An 18,386-nucleotide genomic window follows, 5' to 3' on the forward strand; every position below is an offset into this window, starting at 1 on the left:
CCCTATCCATTGGATAGGGTCATTGTTTGTCTTCTTTTTTAGTTTCCTGGTGGAAAATATTTTGCCAAGTCTCATGGCGACGCCAGATACTGGTATGGACGATACCATCTAGCTCATAGCAAATGAGCTTGGTTTTCTGACTAATGGAGGTAATCTGAATGTCCTTAATCGTAGCACTAAGTTCTTTTTCAGACTTATAAGCCTCTTTATCCATCTGCTCTCCATCTTGACGGATATAGAGAAAGTCCTCAGCAAGGAGTTCTTCTAGCTGATTTCCTTGGTCAATCAATTGCTCACGCATGAGCAGTTTTTTGTAGACATTGTCTAAAATCTCATCCTCAGGTATGGGAGCTGGCTCGATATGGACATCGGTATCAAAGACTCCAAAACGCTCTTCCAGCATGGATTCGACCTGGTCTGCTATTTCGTGACTTTCATAGACTGATAGATCAGGATTCATCTCCAGCGTGATATCAAGATAGATATTGCTACCGTAGGTACGCCCTCTTTGGGACTTGACCTTACTAATCTTTGGAATCTCCATGATGGCCTTTTGGTAGTCCTCTAGCAGACGGTCATCAAAACCATCCGAAAGACTGAAGGAAGACTCGATAAAGATATCATAGGCTGTTTTTAAGATAAAGAAAGTGATAATGATAGCGACCAGTTTATCCACGATTGGATAATTGAAACTGCTGGCTAGGATGGCAATGGAAGTCCCCAGCGAGGTGACAGCATCGGAAAGATTGTCCTTGGCGGCAGCCTTGAGGGCCTTGGATTTGGATTTCTTACTGAGACGAGTATTATAGAGATAAACTGCGAACATGACTGCTGCTGAAATGATTCCTAGAGTTGCACCCAAAGGATCAATGGGAGTTTGTTCTCGACTTAGGATTTTCTGAAAGGTGTCCCGAAGAACATCGAAGCCAACATAGAACATGATGATGGAAGTGATCAAGCTAGCCAAATCTTCGATTTTCCAGTGACCAAAGCGATGGTCACGGTCTGCAGGTTGGCGGGCCATCCGAATCCCAATCAAGAGAGCAACATTTCCGATAATATCGGATACGTTGTTGAAACCATCCGCTACCAAACTGGAAGAATGCAGGAGGTGGCCAGTTGCCAATTTTGCTGCAGACAAGAGGAGGTAGGTTGAAATGCTGATAATGGCTCCACGTTCTGCCAATTTGAGATTTGACATGGATTGATTCATCGGGCTTCCTTTCTAGTCATATAGTATTCTACCATTATACTGGTTTTCAAGGGAAAATTCAAATTTAGTCTTGTTTCATCTGATTCTAAGTGTCTAGAGTTTTGGGAAAGTGAAAAATTAAATATCATATAACCTGAGAGAGCGAGAAAATCGCTCTCTTTTTTCGTTGCAAAAATTAAAGAAAGGAGAAAAAATGTCAGATAATATTGAAATTGTTATGGATATTGATTCGTTAGAAATTTTCGATGTAATAGATCTTGATAAGAATGAAAATATGGTTGATTGTATCCCTGAAGGAAATTCTGATGAAAAAGTATCTGTATACGATGATCTCAATAGAGTTTGGCTTGGGGACGGCTATTACTATAGACCTTCTAGTCTTCTCTGGAGAGTTATGAAAGATGATGTTATTCATGAATTATGTCCTAGAATTGGGCTTGGCACTTATCCTTACTCCAGAAGAGCTAGAGATGGAACTTGGGGACAAACTAGCCAATTGACTCAGGATGAAGCCTTGTGGTTGACTCTGGAGTTTAATCCAGAATTGATGGGGTATATTTAGGGAAATAAATTATATACCTTGATTCTATAATTTATTTGATTGTCCCTTTAAAACAGATTTTCTCATTATCCATTATGATATAGCTGTGAATTAACACTAGTTTGTGACAAGAAAGGATTACCTATGAAACAACACCAAACAAAGGTCTCAAGGTTGACTAGAGACGTAATGATTTTAGATTTGATGAATACAATGGGATGGACTAAAAGCCGTGCTATTGCAGCTATTGAAGAGTTAGAACAAACTCATCTTGTCTATTTTCCTGAAGCTGGTGGCTTGAGATTACAAGTTGTAGGAGGCTACTAATGGCAGATATCACGATTGACCAACTAGCCACTCTAACTTTTTATCAAATTCCAGAAATCTTTTTCACCCGTATTCAACACAATGAGAACGGCTATGTCAAATTGACTAGTTCTTACACGGGTCTTTCATCTGATGCTAAGTTAGCTTATGGCGCTCTTTATAATCGCTGTAAATTAAGTATCAGTTCATTCCAGAAGGGAAATAGAGATTACGTTGATGAAAATGGAGCGGTCTTTCTAATTTTTACAGTTTCTGACCTGATGCTGCTATTGGATAAGGGAAAGATGAAGGTTACTAAGATCAAGAAAGAACTACAAGAACATGGTCTCTTACGAGAAGTTAGGCAGGGACTCAATAAGCCGAATAGACTTTATCTTCAGCTAGTCGATGCTAATTTAGAAATAGTGGAGCACTATTCAGCTGATGGTGAGTTACTGAAGAGGGTTAATGCCTTTGGTAAAGTTCTATATGAAAAAGTACCCCAAAGCATTGGTAATAGCGAAAGTATCAAAAACGGACGTCCGCAAAATGGACTTCAAAACGTCCACGAATCGGACGGAATAAATACAGAGAAGAGTAAGATTGATACTCTTTACGATACTAATCGATACGAGGGCGAGTCATCTTTATCTGATTTATCAATCTCTGAAGCATTTAAAATGGGGCAACATGGTTTTCTTTCTCCTCAACTAGTTCAGAAACTCAGTTTGTTTGGAAAAGATGCAAAAATTCTTGAAAATAAAATCTATCAATCGAAACGCCAAGTTGAGAAGAATTACAACAACCTCTTAGCTGATCAGGAAATTTATGGAGAGGTTTGGTTGCAGGACCTTGAACGTGAACTTGATAAATTGATTTTCAAAATTAAAACAGGAGAGGCTGAAGGAAAATCAATCCAGAATGCCCCAGCGTACTTCTACAAAATGATGATTCGCTTCTGGAAAATGGCTCTACTCATTGAAAAAGAACAGGGCTTTATGGAGCTATCAGGACAAAGTGAGCACGCTAAAAAATTCCCTGATGAGTGCCCTAGTCTGATTGCATACTATTATCCAGATAAACTGTCGGAGACGAAACTCAATAGCTATTTATCAGAATTGTCTAAGGGAGTTGAAACATGTTAAAAGATGAATTTAGACCAATTGATGGTAAAGTGCTAACGATAGGTCGTAGCCCGAAGGAGAAAATCTACATGGTTCCTAAAGCTGTTTTTGATTTGCCGAAAAAAGAAAGAGGATTGATTTCATGGGATTGTACAGATTACAACCTTCTCAACCAGTTCAAAAGATTGAAATGATTGTAGAGTATTTTGATAAAACGGTAGACAGTATTTCCGTCACTTCCAACTTAGAGGAACTAGAAAAATTGGTATCAAGTTCATTTGGAACAGGAGCGAGTATGAATTTTCCATCAGCGACTCCGCCGTTTTCTATCAATCCTCGATGGGTGAAGAAGATAACTTATCGGACAAAATAAGGAACAATATCAGGAGGATAGTAATGTTTAAGCTAGGGTTAATGATTATATTCGTCATCGGTTTATTATTGCTCTTTGGTTGTACTATTGGCAAAGTTATAAAGGAAGTGGATAATGCTTCTTTGCTGGACGATGAAATACTATCAAGTCCAAATGATGAAGGAGACAAGTAGATGTGAGGAAACAAACCAAAAATCGTATCAGAGACTTACGAAAGCAGTATAGATTGTCTCAGCAAGCCTTGGCTGATCAGATAGGTGTTTTTCGTAACACCATATCGAACTGGGAAACAGGATATAGTCAGATAAGTCTTGAAAATGCTAAAAAAGTAGCAGAATACTTTGGGGTAACTATTGACTACCTGTTAGGATCAGAATCGGACCAAACCTAGTACAGATAAATCTATATTGACCGAGAAGTCATTAAACTACAGACCTTTGAAAACTGAATACAAGGCTTGCCCTGATACAGCGTGGCTATGGATAAAAAAGAAACGGGGGCGAGTAGCAAACTAGAAAAGGATATCTAGTCCAGCCACTGAACGAAAAAGCATGATAATGATCATAAGCTGAAGGAGTAAGGGTTCCTAGACTATAAACCCAGCGCATGAAATACCGATGTAAAAATACGTTTTTACACAGCACGGCGTTATTTCGCCTTTCAACTTCAAGGAGAAATCTATGACAGATGAAATAACCGTCCGCCTAAAGGACTTAAAAAACTTAGGAAAACAAGGAGGTGCGACAGCTCGCTTAGAGGACGGCACAGACCTTATCCTGAAGCCAGACTATGCAGTCAAACAGGCTAGAGGATACGTAGACGGTCTTTTAAGAGATGTTGAATTTCATTTGCCTTATAAAAAGGTTTATGATCAAATTCGCACTATTAAGAGAGATGCTCAAGTTATAGCTCGAAAAGTTAAGACACCATCAGGAATGGAGCTTCGTTTAACTGGAAAAGGCTATAACCCGAAAAATAAATAAAGAAAAGGAAAAATTAAAATGAACAAGAAAAAAGTATTAGCTACACTGGCACTTTCAACTATCGCACTTGCACAAGCTGGTTATGTATCAGCAGACGAACTTGCACCAATTGATTCTTCAGCGCCAACAACAGAAGTTGTTACGCCAACAGCACCTAGCACTTCAACAGAAACAGAGGCTCCAGCAGTTCAGCCAACAGAGCCTTCAGTTACTCCAGTAGATCCAACAGCACCAAGTGCTCCACAGGACAAGGATAATGCTGAGAGCCTTGATGGTGTTCCAGCAGACAAACCAGCAACACCAGATCAGTCAGCACCTTCAGACAAGCCACAAGGCAAAGATAACGCTGAAAGTCTTGACGGTGTTCCAGCAGACAAACCAGCAACACCAGATCAGTCAGCACCTTCAGACAAGCCACAAGGTAAAGATAACGCTGAAAGTCTTGACGGTGTGCCAGCTGAAAAGCCAAAAACAACTGATGAGGCAAATGAGCAAGGGAAATCTCAAATTGGAACAACATCTACATCGACTGGACAGGTTGTCCATGATGTAACCAAAGAGCCCGTTGAAACAAATACAGGTGCGTCTATTGTTAGCACCCAAAACGGAAACGTAGTCCTTTCAGATGGTTCTGTAGTGGCTCCTGAAGAGGTCGGAGGTACTGTCAATGAAGATAAGACTATCTCTGTTACTGATTCAGAAGGCAAACTCAAAACACTTCCAAACACTGGGGCTGCAGAAAGCATTCTGGGTGCTATTGGGGCTATGTTTTTGACAGCAGTCAGCTACGTCTACAAGAAGAAAATGTTTTAAGGTGAAATGGAAAGGGAAACAATTAAATGACAGAAAAAACACAAGGACACGGATATTTCCGTAAGAAAAAATGGGCTAAAGGCTTAGTATCAGGAATTGCAGTTGCAGGTATTGTAGCCTTCTCTGCAGGTTCTGTATTGGCGGATGAAGCAGTACAGCCTGAAACTAAAAACGATAACAACGCATACGCTAAACAAGCTGGCAAAACAACAGGAAGCCAGTCTGTAGCGATTGATAATGGAGCAGTCACAAAGGCTGCTGACAAGGCTAAACAAGCTGGAGTAGTTGTATCTGAAACACCAAGTGTTGACAAAGGTACAGACACCACTGCTCCAAAACTTGAACAATCTAAGTCTGAGATTAAACAAGATCAGGACAAGCAAGTCAAGGAACTGGAAGAAACGACTACAAAACAAGTCGAAAACAATACAGCCTTCAAGGAAGCACAGGAAGCCATCCAAGCTAACAATCAATTTGTAGCTGATGAAAAATCCAAGCATGAAGAGTCAACAACTGTCACAGTGACGAATGATGGTTCGACTGCCACGGATGGAACTGCTGACAAAAACAAGCAAGCTACTAAAACAGCTAAGAAAGTCTTAGAAGCAAACCAGCAAGCTGTCTCAACCTACCTGGGTGAAAAAGCTAAGTATGATGCTACTGTTGAACAAGCTACTGCTCTAAACAAAGCGGTAGAAAGTGCATCTGAACAGCTGAAGAAAGAAAATGTTGACGTTAAAGTCGTTACACGTACGGTCTCTTCAGTCGCAGAAGTAGAAGCATTGAAGAAACAAAATAACCAGGCTATTGCGACTGCAAAAGGCAAAGTGGAGCTTAACAAAGCCCTGATGGCTGCCTACACAGAGAAGAAGAATGCTAGTGATCAAGTCAATCAAGATGCTGATCGTAAGTCAGCAGATTTGAAAAATTCTGGTGTACTTTTAACTTCTAAAACACAGGAAGTTTCTTCAGTAGATGAAGCCAACAAAATTGCCAAACAAAACCAAACGGCCTTTGATAAAGCTAAGCAGACCCAGGCTGAATGGCAGAAGAAATACAACGATCTTCAGTCTAAAACAAGCACTGAAGGCTACACAAAAGAAGTTGTACTACAAGCTCTAAGTCTTTCGACCGCTAATCCTGAAGCAACTGTGAAGTCTACAGCTTCAGGAGCAGAAGAACTGACTACGGATTATATCGCTTCATCAAGTGGCAGATCTGGGTACTCTCGTGTTCTAGACTCAACCAAAGTCTTGAAATACAAAGATGTGGGCAATGGTTGGACAACAGAAATTGATTATACTGGGTTAAACGGCTTAACAGTCACAACCGAGGATGGGAAACAACACAATATTTCTCGTATCCATCGAAAATTTCAAATTGTAAACCAAGGTAAAACGGGCCTAAACGATGTCTATGTCTTGAATGATCCAACAGAAGGCTTTGTAGTAGCTCGAAATGATGGAACAGGTGGAGCTGCGGACTACATGAACTTCCTGGTTACAGATACCTACTACTACAATGAGGACGGCCAAGAAGTAGCTTTCAAGGCATCTGAAAAGACACCTGCAGCCTTGACCTACTCTTCTCTAAACCACAACCCTATCGGGTGGGAAGGCGCAAAAGCCATCAATGGGACACATGTTGAAATTAATGGATCAACTGTTACTCAAAACAAGGATTATGGCTATGTTTATGCAGAAGACTATAACCGTGAGGAAGAGGTAGGTCATCTTTGGGATACTTCCTCTTCAGCATATCAGTACAAGGGTGCTGCTCTTGGTGTCTTTAAGGAAGGGACAGCCTTCACAACCGAATTTATTCAATGGGATGGACCAGAAAGTCCAAATGGACAAACCTATTGGTTTGCTTTGAATACAAAGGTTGTAGCACCAGTTGTTGAAGTTCCAGCTACGGCAACTATCACAAAAACAACCGTGAAGCCTGTTAAGACTGAACCTGTATCAGCTGAATTGGTTAAAGCGAAAAATCCAGCTAAGCCAACCTTGGCTCTTAAAACACTTTCTGAGACGAAAAATCAGAAGTTATCAGCAAACTATCACGGCTATAAATTGCAGTATAAGCCAGTTGTCAGCAAATCTGTAGCGGATACAGATAAGACTAACACAGATGGGCAAACAGTAGCTAAAAACGCTACTCAGACCTATACATTGACCCATGACAATATCTATGCGAACCTTAAAAAAGGGGACAAGATTACCATCATTGATCCACTCGAAGCTGGAGCAGTTCCTGATGTAGCTGTTACAAAGGCAGCTGCAGAGAAAGCAGGATGGGGCGTTGCTTACGATGCAGGAAGGAATACTTACACCTTTACTGCAATTTACGAAGGGAAACGCTTAGAAGCTCCTGTGATTACTTGGAAGCCAGTCTATGATAAAGGTTTCTATGACAACACCTATAAAGTGTTAGTGAATAACTACGAGGTGTACTCAAATACTGTTACCAACTACACACCGAAACCACCAAAACCAGTCAAAGCTGTTCTGGATCGTTCTGGTAAGAATATAAACGCAGCGACAACATTTGATCGCAACGTGACCTTCCGCTTGATGACAGATTACAGCCCATATACCAAAACACTTGCTTCAGCGCAAGCACTTGGTAAGAAGTTTGGAATCCTGGATGATGTTCAAGACAAAGCCTTCACAGTTGACCACAGCAAGATCAAGATGACTGCTGCAGGTAAAGACGTGAAAAACATGTTTGACATGTATCACGTCCTTTCAGACAAAGGTCGTACAGATGCAATCAATAAAATCCTGAAGGAATTGAACTTGAATCCTAAAGGTGAGTTTTATCTTTGGGTAGCAAAAGATTCCAAGAGTTTCTATCAAAACTACGTGAAGCAAAATAAAAACGTGACGATTGATCTTCCAGCTAAACTCTTGATTAAAGCAGGGGAGAAAGTCGAGAATGACTTTAAACAAATTGACTTTGGTAATAGTTATCAGTCAAATCTTGTAACAGTTGAAGTTCCAAATGTTAAGCCAGAAAAACATGTACTTGATAGAACTGGCAAGAAAGTCCTTGATGGCAAAGAAGTTCAATTAGGCGACTATATCCAGTATTTTCTTAACGGTGTTACTGTTCCAGAAAAACATGATACGTTGTACCAATATGACGGTTTGGATAAACTCGATACGAAGCATGATCGCTATACTGGTAATTGGAAAGGTATCATCAAGGGTACAGAATACACAGCAGAAAAAGAGCTTGTGTTACCTTATGATGTGACATTGAAAAATGGTAAGGTTATCAAGGCAGGCGATAAGATTGCCAAAGGTAGCTCTTATGCCTTTACCTTTGAGTTCAACCAAGATACCAATTCAGAGTTTATCAAGAAACTTGTGACTGTTAAGTGGGATGCCAAAGGTGGTCAATGGTCTTACGTTATCAATCAAGATTTCCTAAACTCTCTAGGAGTTAAAGGAACCTTTGATGCAGATTTCTACATCGAGGCGGAGCGTATTGAAACTGGTGATAAGATTGAGAATACTTTCATCAATATTGTCAATAAACAAGAAATGACTGCCAAGGTTATTACTCGTACACCAGAGCCACCTAAACCAAAACACCCAGAAAAACATGCGCTTGATAAAACAGGTCAGAAAGTTCTTGATGGTAAAGAAGTTCAAATGGGTGAGTTGATTCAGTACCTTCTTGATGGTGCAACTGTCCCAGAAAGACACCATACGTTGTACCAATATGACGGTTTGGATAAACTCGATATGAAGCATGACCGCTATACTGGTAATTGGAAAGGCATCATCAAGGGTACAGAATACACAGCAGAAAAAGATCTAACCTTGCCTTACGATGTTATCCTGAAGGATGGCAAAGTGATTAAGGCAGGAGATAAGATTGCCAAAGGTAGCGCTTATGCCTTTACCTTTGAGTTCAATCAAGATACCAATTCAGAGTTCATCAAGAAACTTGTGACTGTTAAGTGGGATGCCAAAGGTGGCCAATGGTCTTATGTTATCAACCAAGACTTCCTAAAATCTCTAGGGGTTAAAGGAACCTTTGATGCTGACTTCTACATCGAGGTTGAGCGTATTGAAGCTGGTGATAAGATTGAGAATACCTTCATCAATATTGTCAATGGACAAGAAATGATTGCGAAGGTAACAACCAACACTCCAGAACCACCAAAACCTGAAGAACCTGGAAAACCAAAACAATCACTGCCAAACACTGGAACAGCAGCAAGCATGCTTCCAACTTGGGGGATGATTTTGGGATTGTTGAGTCTTGCAGGAGCTGGGCTTCGTAAGCATAAAAAATAGAACATCTAGAAATTCCCCCTCATCTATGGTATAATGAAGCCATAAAAAAGAGGGGGAAGAGAGATGAGAAAGGACACGAAAATGGATGCACATGTGACTAGAAGTGGATATAGATACTATACCCCAACTAAAACAAAATCAGAAGTCACCAAACCTGAAGGGAAGAAGTGGAAAAAAGGCCTACGTTGGCTAGGGAAAGCCATCTGGTCAGGAATGAAGAAGCTACCGAGTGTGATTGCGAGAGCTGCCGTTTTGATGGTTGCGACTCCACTCATGTTTCTCCTCTTTATCTTTAATCTGATTAAGAGCTTGATTGCTACAGCAATTGGCTGGTTTGTGTTTAAGGTAGTAGTTGCGTTTCTTGTTCTGTGTTATTGGGCATTTCTAACAAAAGAAGGAACTGCTCCAGCAAGTGTTGAACTTTGGTTTAAAGATTGGACAATGCCAGAAGGTGTTCCAATCTATCACTGGTGGGAAACGACCATTATCGTTGTCTTAGCTGTGATTACAGCCCTCTCTCTAACCTTTCGTCCAGAGGATGAAAAATAGTATTAAATAAACAAAGTAGGTACTAGGAATCTTTCTTAGTACCTTTTTTATAAAAAGAAAGTGAGAAAAAAATAATGGATGCAGTTGTAGATTTTATTAACAAACTTGGGAATATCGGTGGGATTATCGGTATTGGTTGGGCCGCTTGGGGTGCCTGGGACTTAGCAGTAGGAATCAAACGTGAATTGGATGACAAGAAGGATAAAGGGATCCAAAGTTTGATTTTAGGCGCTCTTCTTGGCGCCGTCCTAAAAGCCCTCTTTACAGCTTTGGCAACAGGTCTTCAATCTCTTGGCTAGTATGAGGAAGAAAAAGGAGGTGGTTTTATGAACCAATCCACACTTGATCAACTAACCATGAGTCTGAAAGACTATAATGCGACGGCCTATGAATTGATGGAAACTGTTTCGGGATCGATGGAGAAGGTAGCCCTTTTGCTTCTTCTCCTTTTTATGGGTATCAACCTCATGAACTGGAACCAACAACTCAAAAGCAATGGTGGGGAGCTGTCTTTTCAGCTTTGGATTGAAGAAATCCTCAAGTATGCCATCGCACTCTTTTTTATTCTCTATGTGGATGCGATTTTTGATGCCTTGTCTTGGTTGTTCAATGTCATTATCAAGTTAGTAGCTAAAAATGCCCCAAATCCTTTCAGTTCAGAACTACCAGACTTAAAGGGAGTTAATGCCATTGCAAAAGCTATGCTACAGTTTATTTATTGGGTTGTCGATTTCGTTGGTCAGATCTCGACTAAGTTGTTGATCTTGTTACGCTCCTTTACGCTTTACACGTATAAGGGAATCGCTAAAATTATTGTCGCTTGTTACATGGTGGATAGCTTACGCCCGATCTGCCTCGGTTTCTTTAAGCTCTATGCTGCTGCTGTCCTTCAGGGATTGATTTTAGTGGTTGTGATCATGCTTTATCCAGCTATTGTAACTAATGATCTCTTGACAGTTGATAAGACTGGAGCCTGGACAAGTGCTTTAATTGCGATAGCTAAAGGAATTATATACATTGTCATGCTATTTGGCAGCCAACGCATGGCTAAGAATATCATGCAGGTGAACTAGGAAGGAATTTGCTAAAAAGGTACTGAAGAAAGGAACAGAATGACACGTTTAGGCAGTGAATTTTTAAAGGCTTTAGATAGCTACGAAAGGCCAGTTATAGGGTATATGACACTGAGACAGTTAGTGCTACTATTTGGGATAGCATTGACAGTAGTTGTCACTACCATCCTCTATTGGCTGAAGGCACCTGATATAATCCTTTATGGCGTTGATATTTTATTATTAGCGCCTTTTGTTATTTTCGGGTGTTATATTGATGAAAAAATTAAAGATGAGGTTCGTTTCCTTTTGACTAAGCAGGAACGCTCTTATCAGACAGATTATGACAGAAAGGAATATACAAGAAATGAATTTATTCGGCCGAAAGAAAACCCCGAAACTCTCTAAGGAAGAACGGGAACGGGCCAAACGTCTAAGACGTACCATGACGGCATCTACACAGAATAGTCTTAATTATCAATGGTTGATGCCTGATGGGCTCATGAAAATTACAAATGATCAATTCTCAAAGACCTATCGTCTAGGTGATACAAGCTATATTACTGCAACAGATGATGAGCGAATTGATATCATTGAAACAAGCGCTGATATTTTTAATTCGCTGGATATTGACAATGATATGCAGCTATTGATCCTGAATCGTCGAGTAGAAAGCAATAGCTTATCTTCTATTCGCTATGATTTGGTTGGAGACGGATATGATGATTATCGTAAAGAATACAATGCGATGATCAATGATCGTTTTTCTCAGGAACAAAATACCTTCAAGGTAGAAAAGTATCTGACGATTACAACCCAAACAGACCAGGATCATCAAGCTAGAAGAATCCTCGATGATACAGCCAGCGTTATTGAAAGTCAGTACAGTGGCTTAGGAATCTCCTTTAAGGAGTTAGAGGGATTAGATCGTCTTCTTATCTTCCGAAAACTCTTGAGGCGAGAAGGTTTTATTGATTTCAACTATGAAGACATCGCTATTTCTGGATTATCAACCAGGGACTTTGTAGCTCCAAACTATCTGAAGTTTGAAAAAGATCATATGAAAATTGATGATTGTTTCGCAAGGGTGATGTATGTTAGACAATATCCTACCTTCTTGAATGACAAACTGATTAAGAATATCCTGGATACAGGAATTGAACTGGCTATCAGTCTGCATGCGAAGCCCTATGATACTGCAGATGCCCTGAAGAAAATCAAGACAGTTAAGTCAAGTGTACGTAGGGAAATGATCAAAAGTCAGAAGGCTGCAGCAAAAGAAGGTTATGGAAGTGACCTGGCTGTTGGTGGGAAGGCTGTGGAGACATCTCGTGAAACAGAGAAATGGACTGAAGAACTCCAGGACAATGACCAAAAAATGTTTTCAGGCGTGATGACAGTTTTCTTCATGACTGACACTCTGGAAGAGTTGAATATCTACACTGAGCAGGTTCAACGATCTGTCCGTAAGAATACGGTAGAACTGGATAAGTGTTACTTGTACCAGGAAGAATCCTTGAATACGATTCTACCGATTGGGATTCCATTTATCAACGTAAAACGCCGTTTTATGAGAGATATGACTACCAGTAACTTGGCCACACAAGTCCCATTTACCAACGTAGATCTACGATCTAACAGTCCACGTGCAATTTATTATGGCCAGAATCAGCTATCTAAGAACGCTATCACAGTTGACCGCAAGAAAGATTTGAACACAGGTTCAGGTTGTATCTTTGGGACTTCAGGATCAGGAAAGTCTGTTCTTGCTAAAGGAGGAGAGATTATTCCTACAACTCTACGTTACCCTGAAGATAATATTATTATCGTCGATCCTGAAGATGAGTACACTGGTATTGGCCGAGAATTAGGTGCAGAAATTATCACAATCGCTCCTGGATCGCAACATCACTTTAACTTGTTGGATCTTCCTGATAAGGATAAACTGCAAGCAGAAGATAGTGACCCGATTGGCCAAAAATCAAACCTCTTATCAACCTTGTTTGAAAATATATTCTCTGAGGTATCAGACGATGAATTTGCGATGATTGACCGTGTAACGAGAAAGACCTATGAGGAATTTGAAAAACCAACATTTAAGGATTGGCAATCAGTTTTAGAACGACAACCTGAAGATGTGGCCAAGGAGTTGGCGCTGAAGGCTGAACCTTATACGGTTGGATCAAATGATATTTTCGCACATCCTACAAACGTCAATATGAATAGTCGCTTTATTATCTTCAATCTGAAGCAGTTGAGTGGTAAATTGAAGCCATTTGCCCTCCTGGTGATTCAGGACTTCATCTGGAACCAGGTAGTCAATAATCAAGGAAAAGCTATTACATGGTTGTACTTCGATGAGTTGCAGCTCTACTTCAAGAATAAACTTCAGGCAACATTCTTTACCGAACTATACTCACGTATTCGGAAATATGGAGCCATCCCAACAGGAATTACACAGAATCCAGAGACTGTTTTATCTACGGAAGAAGGTAGAAAGCTAGTCGCAAACTGTGAGTTTCTAGCCCTCCTGAAGCTGAAGCGGACAGACCTAGATGCCCTGGAGCAGGTTATCCCTCTTACGCCTTCACTGGAGCGATTTGTCTTGCGGCCAAAAGCGAAAGGTACTGGTTTGATCGTGGCTGGGGATACGATTGTCCCATTTGAAAATCCTATCCCTAAAGATACCAAACTGTATCAATTGGTTGCGACAGATAGTTAAAAAATAGAAAGAGAGGTAATTTCTTTTGTCTAAAAGTAATCGCAAACAATTAAAACAGGAACGCAAGCGAAGAATCAAAGAAGGATTAGCCCTCAATGCTGAAAAAAAGCCTAAAGAAGCACGTTTAGACTCAAAAGTTGCATTTAAAGAAGCTAAGAAGAATTATCGCTTAGCGAACAAAGATTATAAACTACATAAAGGACCTCAAGCAACAGCTAGAGGTCTTTTCTTTAAGCAACAACGTGATCGAGCAAAGTTGGAAAAACAAATTGCAACAACGCTCTATAAACGAGCTAAAAAAGCTGATGACAGTTATATCCCTAACCGCCTAAAGAAACGTGCTAAACAAAGTGCTCGAATGAAAGCGAGACACGACGTTGAGAAGACAGTTAGAGATAATGAGATTCTTGGAGACTGGGTTCAGGCGAGGCAAAACATTCGTCAATTTAAGTATCAGGTAAACGCCTCTAAAAGAGCGTTAAATGCTGTAGGAAAATTATCCAAGTATTCAATCAAGCGCAGCTATGGACAGCTCAATAGAAGCTATAATTTCATCAGAGGGCGAGGATATACTCGAACACCAAAAGAGTTCTCCTGGGAAGGAAAGCTCAGCAAAAAGATGAAACAGGCCAGAAAGCGACTTGCAGGTTCAAAGTTTGGGAAGGTGTCAAGAGGGACAGGAAAGGTTTTGAAGGTTGCGACAAAGCCCCTGCGTTCCATCTTATCCAATCCTTTAGCTGTCAAGTCCTATTTCTTAATGTTCCTCATCTTTGCAGTATTTGGGGCATTTATGGCCATGTTTGGAGGCAGTGGTCCTGTCCAACAAAATGAATTTGACCTGAACAAGTCATGGCTTCAAATTAGTAAACGAGATCGAGAGAAGTCAAATGATAAGGTAGACTATTGGACCAACATCGATGACATGATCTTTTTCATGAACTTTCGCTACGGTAGTGAGTGGAAACCAGAAAGTAACTGGAATGAGGGGACTGGTGGTGAATGGGCTGGAATATTAGGTTTCAATCACTATTCAGATGCCTTGAATGATCTTTGGAATCATTTGAATGATGACCCTCACAACTTGAAAAAGATGGCTGACTTATATGGCCCCTCGTCAGATCTCAAGTGGACTAAGTTGAGTGATAGCGAGTTAGAAGAGTATAAAGAGCTAGAGGATTTGACTAAAGAAGTTGGTCGATACCCATCTTATCAAGAACTAGCTAATCCCTTTTACCAGGAAGACGACCCTTCTTATCATGCTCCTCTAGTTATCCTGAAGCGGTTTGGTTATACCTCTAAGAGTGAAATCTATGAGAAAACACAACTAAAAGCTTCAACAGGACAAGCTCTAAGAGCTCCTATTGACGGTCAAGTCAGTGTGACAGATGATACTACTGTATCCATCAAAACAGATAAAGCCATCTTTACTTATGAAGAGGTAGGAAATATCCGTGTTTCTGACGGTGATCAGGTCAAAGCTGGAGACGAGGTTGGGAAGGTAACGGCAAATGGTTACCAGGTCATTCAGTATCAAAAATTGGAGGAAAAAGAGACAAAGGATAAGAAAGAAAAGTGGACATCAGTCAATCCAGGCTTTTACTTTCAATCTGTCACGTACAATCAGACAACCTCAGTCATTACTACACTTGATGGTGATTTAGGACAAAAATCACGAGCGATAAAAGACTACTTGAAGCAAAAGGTACCAGGGCTGACAGATAATGGTTTGGCAGCCATGCTTGGGAACTTTGCAACTGAAAGTAATATCAATCCTAAACGTGCTGAAGGAGACTATCTTAGCCCACCAGTAGGGGCTGATTCTTCTTCCTGGGATGATGAGTCCTGGTTAGCTATAGGAGGACCAGCGATTTATAACGGAAGATACCCAAATATTCTTCGACGAGGTTTAGGATTGGGACAGTGGACAGATACAGCGGATGGCTCCACGAGACATACTCTATTATTAAACTATGCAAAATCTAAGAATAAGAAGTGGTATGATTTGGAACTGCAACTGGATTTTATGTTGGAGGGGGATACTCCTTACTATATCACAGGACTAACTTCAATTCTAACTAGTACAGAGGATGTAGAGACGCTTACAGAGCGTTTCCTGGTTAATTGGGAAGGAAACTCTGGAGATAAGGTCTTAGAGCGCCAGAATAATGCTAAGCAGATCCACGCTTTTCTTACTCAACAAGTTCGAGGAGGTGGAGCGTTAGCATCTTCCTGGAATTTCCCTGCCGAGTATCAGTCAAAAGTGGAGCACCCTCCTACACAAGCTTCTATGACTACACAACAAGGAAGCGGTTATGAAGTGGGACAATGTACTTGGTATGCCTATAATCGTTTAGTTGAACTAGGAACGATTACAGACTTATCAGGAGCTTATGGTTACCTTGGTAATGGTCAGGATTGGGTGGCAAGCCTAGTCGCAAAAGGATGGCGGTATAGTACAACTCCAACAAAAGGAGCTGTTGTATCAGTAGTAGGTGGATTTGGTGGGACACCAGATGTATACGGCCATGTTGCGATTGTGGAAGCTGTGAATCCAGACGGTTCATTCCTCGTTTCAGAATGTAATATCCAAGGAGTACAGGATAAGGTACATTTTTCTGTCCTATATCCAGCTTACTACTATTCGTTTGCAACACCGAATTAAAAAAGAAAGAAGGTAAATCATGAAAATGATAGATATGAAGAAATTGAAACTCCTGAAAATAGGAGGAATCCTTATAGGAGTTGTGCTAGTTCTAGGATTCGTATTCTGGATTGGAGCAGCAACCTCATCGCAAAAGAAAGCTAAACAGGAAGCTGAAACTACGCAACAAGAAACCAAAGCAGAGGGGAGCGAACTAACGCAAGAATATGTAAAGGAATTTTTGACGGCTTACTTCAATAAGCAGGATCTTGGAGAAAATAGAAATCGCTATTTGCCCTATATGACAGAAGCTGCTTACAATCAGGAAGTGAACTCTGAAGAAGAACCAACGGTACAAACCTATAAGGGCTATGTAGTGGATACACAGATGAAGTCTTCTACCATCTACATCGATCAAGAAAATAATATTGCCCTAGCTCAAGTGAGATACACTCAGACACAGTTACAGAAGAAGTATGATTATACTAACGCCCAAACAAACGTAGGATCTTCAAGAACCATACGGATTCGCTTCAGCAAGCAAGATGGGAAATACCTGGTAAATCATATTGACCCCATTTTGATTGTGGACAGCTTGAACGCCAGCGAAAAGGCGAGTATTCCATCGTTAAACAAACCAATCACTAACCAAACACAAAGTACAGAAGGGAAAAAGGAACAATGACAAAATTAGAAACTTTGGAAAAACAAAAACAGAAAGCGGAAGACCGCTTAGCTGACTATATGACCAAGGCCAAGAAGGAAGAAGAGAAACTGCAGCAGCTAGAAACTCAAATCATTCTGGCCAAACATGAGGAACGGTCAATCTACTTGGCCAAACATAATTTAACCTGGGCTGATATTGAAACAGCTCTTGCTGAAGGAAAATTGAAAGGAGCTGAAAAACATGTACCGTTTAACCAATCTGACACAAAACACGACCACAACGTATAAAAATCGGGACCTTGTGTATCAAGCGCTGGAGCGAGAAAATGCTAAGGTTAAACACCAGGAGGCAGAGGCCGTTTTATTGGTAGAGGAACTGGATAAAAAGAATGTAGTGGTGTACCAAGAAGATGTCTATTTGCCGTTTGAGGGAATCGCAGATAGTCTCTTCCTGAAGCCTGGTACGTTGAATAAACAGGAGGCTGCACCAAAAGAAGCAAAAACCTCTTTCTTTAAGCGCCAGCCAAAAACAAAACATCAAGAGAAGACTCCTGAAGAAAAAGCTGAAGCCTCTTCCTTGAAACATGAAACTCCCAAATCTCGAACCTCTTCTAAACGCTCTTTTTGGGTGTATTTAGGAAGAGTTTTGGTGTTATTGAGTCTAGTAGGAAGTCTGACACTTGCTGGCTTATCACTTACGCTAGTTTACCATCAAGAAAAGCAACTCTCGGCCGTATCCAAGGAACTTTCAAATCTAAAAACCATTCAGTCAAAAACAGGGGAACTAGATGCCTTTTCACGTTACTTTTTGCCAGCCCTTTACTCTGATAAAGGGAAAATGGCTGATTTCGTAGCTCCTCAATTAACGATAGATAGACAAGCAGGTCAACTGCAGTCTGTGATTTTGGAATCTAGCTTGATTGTTGATGAAGCAACTTATCAGCTAACCTATGTAGTGGCCGTGAAAGACGGTGAGAACAGAAGTCAGAAACGCTTGGTAGTTACTGTGAAGGAAGAACCTTCAGCACCTTACGGATTCCAGGTTATTGCTAAGCCAGAACTATCCAATTATCCAAAATAAAGGAGGTCTTAC

Annotated in this window: 20 protein-coding genes; 19 read left to right on the forward strand and 1 reads right to left on the reverse strand. The window is 40.6% G+C overall.

Going from position 1 to position 18,386, the window contains the following annotated elements:
- Positions 1-19 precede the first annotated feature (19 nt).
- Positions 20-1,213 (reverse strand): CDF family manganese efflux transporter MntE, encoded by a 1,194-nt coding sequence (gene mntE / locus B7717_RS03135; RefSeq protein ID WP_084944163.1) that lies wholly within the window; start codon positions 1,211-1,213, stop codon positions 20-22.
- Positions 1,214-1,406: 193 nt separating this feature from the next.
- Between mntE and B7717_RS03140 the strand changes: the two genes are divergently transcribed.
- The 19 genes from B7717_RS03140 to B7717_RS03220 all read left to right on the forward strand — a co-directional run bounded on the left by B7717_RS03140 (position 1,407) and on the right by B7717_RS03220 (position 18,374).
- Positions 1,407-1,775 (forward strand): hypothetical protein, encoded by a 369-nt coding sequence (locus tag B7717_RS03140; RefSeq protein WP_084944164.1) that lies wholly within the window; start codon positions 1,407-1,409, stop codon positions 1,773-1,775.
- Between the two features lie 123 nt (positions 1,776-1,898).
- Positions 1,899-2,081 carry a hypothetical protein gene (locus tag B7717_RS09635; protein WP_009729741.1) on the forward strand — a complete coding sequence of 61 codons (183 nt, stop codon included), beginning with the start codon at positions 1,899-1,901 and terminating at the stop codon, positions 2,079-2,081.
- Positions 2,081-3,205 carry a replication initiator protein A gene (locus tag B7717_RS03145; RefSeq protein ID WP_084944165.1) on the forward strand — a complete coding sequence of 375 codons (1,125 nt, stop codon included), beginning with the start codon at positions 2,081-2,083 and terminating at the stop codon, positions 3,203-3,205. The genes B7717_RS09635 and B7717_RS03145 overlap by 1 nt, the downstream gene beginning before the upstream one ends.
- Positions 3,199-3,378, forward strand: a complete 180-nt coding sequence (locus B7717_RS03150; protein ID WP_084944166.1) for a hypothetical protein — start codon at positions 3,199-3,201, stop codon at positions 3,376-3,378. The genes B7717_RS03145 and B7717_RS03150 overlap by 7 nt, the downstream gene beginning before the upstream one ends.
- Positions 3,327-3,557 (forward strand): thiopurine S-methyltransferase, encoded by a 231-nt coding sequence (locus B7717_RS03155; RefSeq protein WP_084944167.1) that lies wholly within the window; start codon positions 3,327-3,329, stop codon positions 3,555-3,557. Before B7717_RS03150 ends, B7717_RS03155 begins: the two co-directional genes overlap by 52 nt.
- Before the next feature lie 23 nt (positions 3,558-3,580).
- Positions 3,581-3,730 (forward strand): hypothetical protein, encoded by a 150-nt coding sequence (locus B7717_RS09675; RefSeq protein WP_000475372.1) that lies wholly within the window; start codon positions 3,581-3,583, stop codon positions 3,728-3,730.
- Positions 3,731-3,732: 2 nt separating this feature from the next.
- On the forward strand, positions 3,733-3,948 hold the full coding sequence (locus tag B7717_RS03160) for a helix-turn-helix transcriptional regulator (protein WP_042768451.1): 216 nt from the start codon (positions 3,733-3,735) through the stop codon (positions 3,946-3,948).
- A 289-nt stretch (positions 3,949-4,237) separates the two neighbouring features.
- Entirely contained in the window at positions 4,238-4,540 is a 303-nt protein-coding gene (locus B7717_RS03165) for a hypothetical protein (RefSeq protein ID WP_000128978.1), read from the forward strand.
- A gap of 18 nt (positions 4,541-4,558) precedes the next feature.
- Positions 4,559-5,353, forward strand: coding sequence for an LPXTG cell wall anchor domain-containing protein (locus B7717_RS03170; protein ID WP_084944168.1), 795 nt, complete (start codon positions 4,559-4,561; stop codon positions 5,351-5,353).
- A 26-nt stretch (positions 5,354-5,379) separates the two neighbouring features.
- Positions 5,380-9,663, forward strand: a complete 4,284-nt coding sequence (locus tag B7717_RS03175; protein ID WP_084944169.1) for an SspB-related isopeptide-forming adhesin — start codon at positions 5,380-5,382, stop codon at positions 9,661-9,663.
- 63 nt (positions 9,664-9,726) lie between these two features.
- A complete protein-coding gene (locus B7717_RS03180; RefSeq protein WP_084944170.1) occupies positions 9,727-10,212 on the forward strand; it encodes a hypothetical protein in 486 nt (161 codons plus the stop codon).
- A 74-nt stretch (positions 10,213-10,286) separates the two neighbouring features.
- Positions 10,287-10,511: a hypothetical protein gene (locus B7717_RS03185; protein WP_042768456.1), complete on the forward strand. Its 225-nt coding sequence runs from the start codon at positions 10,287-10,289 to the stop codon at positions 10,509-10,511.
- 27 nt (positions 10,512-10,538) lie between these two features.
- Positions 10,539-11,285 carry a hypothetical protein gene (locus tag B7717_RS03190; RefSeq protein ID WP_042768457.1) on the forward strand — a complete coding sequence of 249 codons (747 nt, stop codon included), beginning with the start codon at positions 10,539-10,541 and terminating at the stop codon, positions 11,283-11,285.
- Between the two features lie 39 nt (positions 11,286-11,324).
- On the forward strand, positions 11,325-11,672 hold the full coding sequence (locus B7717_RS03195; protein WP_000197454.1) for a PrgI family mobile element protein: 348 nt from the start codon (positions 11,325-11,327) through the stop codon (positions 11,670-11,672).
- Positions 11,632-13,986 carry a VirB4-like conjugal transfer ATPase, CD1110 family gene (locus B7717_RS03200; RefSeq protein ID WP_084944171.1) on the forward strand — a complete coding sequence of 785 codons (2,355 nt, stop codon included), beginning with the start codon at positions 11,632-11,634 and terminating at the stop codon, positions 13,984-13,986. Before B7717_RS03195 ends, B7717_RS03200 begins: the two co-directional genes overlap by 41 nt.
- 25 nt (positions 13,987-14,011) lie before the next feature.
- Entirely contained in the window at positions 14,012-16,648 is a 2,637-nt protein-coding gene (locus B7717_RS03205; protein ID WP_084944172.1) for a phage tail tip lysozyme, read from the forward strand.
- Positions 16,649-16,667: 19 nt separating this feature from the next.
- Positions 16,668-17,312 carry a hypothetical protein gene (locus B7717_RS03210; protein WP_084944173.1) on the forward strand — a complete coding sequence of 215 codons (645 nt, stop codon included), beginning with the start codon at positions 16,668-16,670 and terminating at the stop codon, positions 17,310-17,312.
- Positions 17,309-17,581: a type III restriction endonuclease gene (locus B7717_RS03215; RefSeq protein ID WP_084944174.1), complete on the forward strand. Its 273-nt coding sequence runs from the start codon at positions 17,309-17,311 to the stop codon at positions 17,579-17,581. Before B7717_RS03210 ends, B7717_RS03215 begins: the two co-directional genes overlap by 4 nt.
- Entirely contained in the window at positions 17,535-18,374 is an 840-nt protein-coding gene (locus B7717_RS03220) for a hypothetical protein (RefSeq protein ID WP_084944175.1), read from the forward strand. Before B7717_RS03215 ends, B7717_RS03220 begins: the two co-directional genes overlap by 47 nt.
- The last annotated feature ends 12 nt before the right edge of the window (positions 18,375-18,386 follow it).

The sequence above is a fragment of the Streptococcus oralis subsp. oralis genome (assembly GCF_002096495.1).
GTDB classification, from domain to species: domain Bacteria; phylum Bacillota; class Bacilli; order Lactobacillales; family Streptococcaceae; genus Streptococcus; species Streptococcus oralis_CU.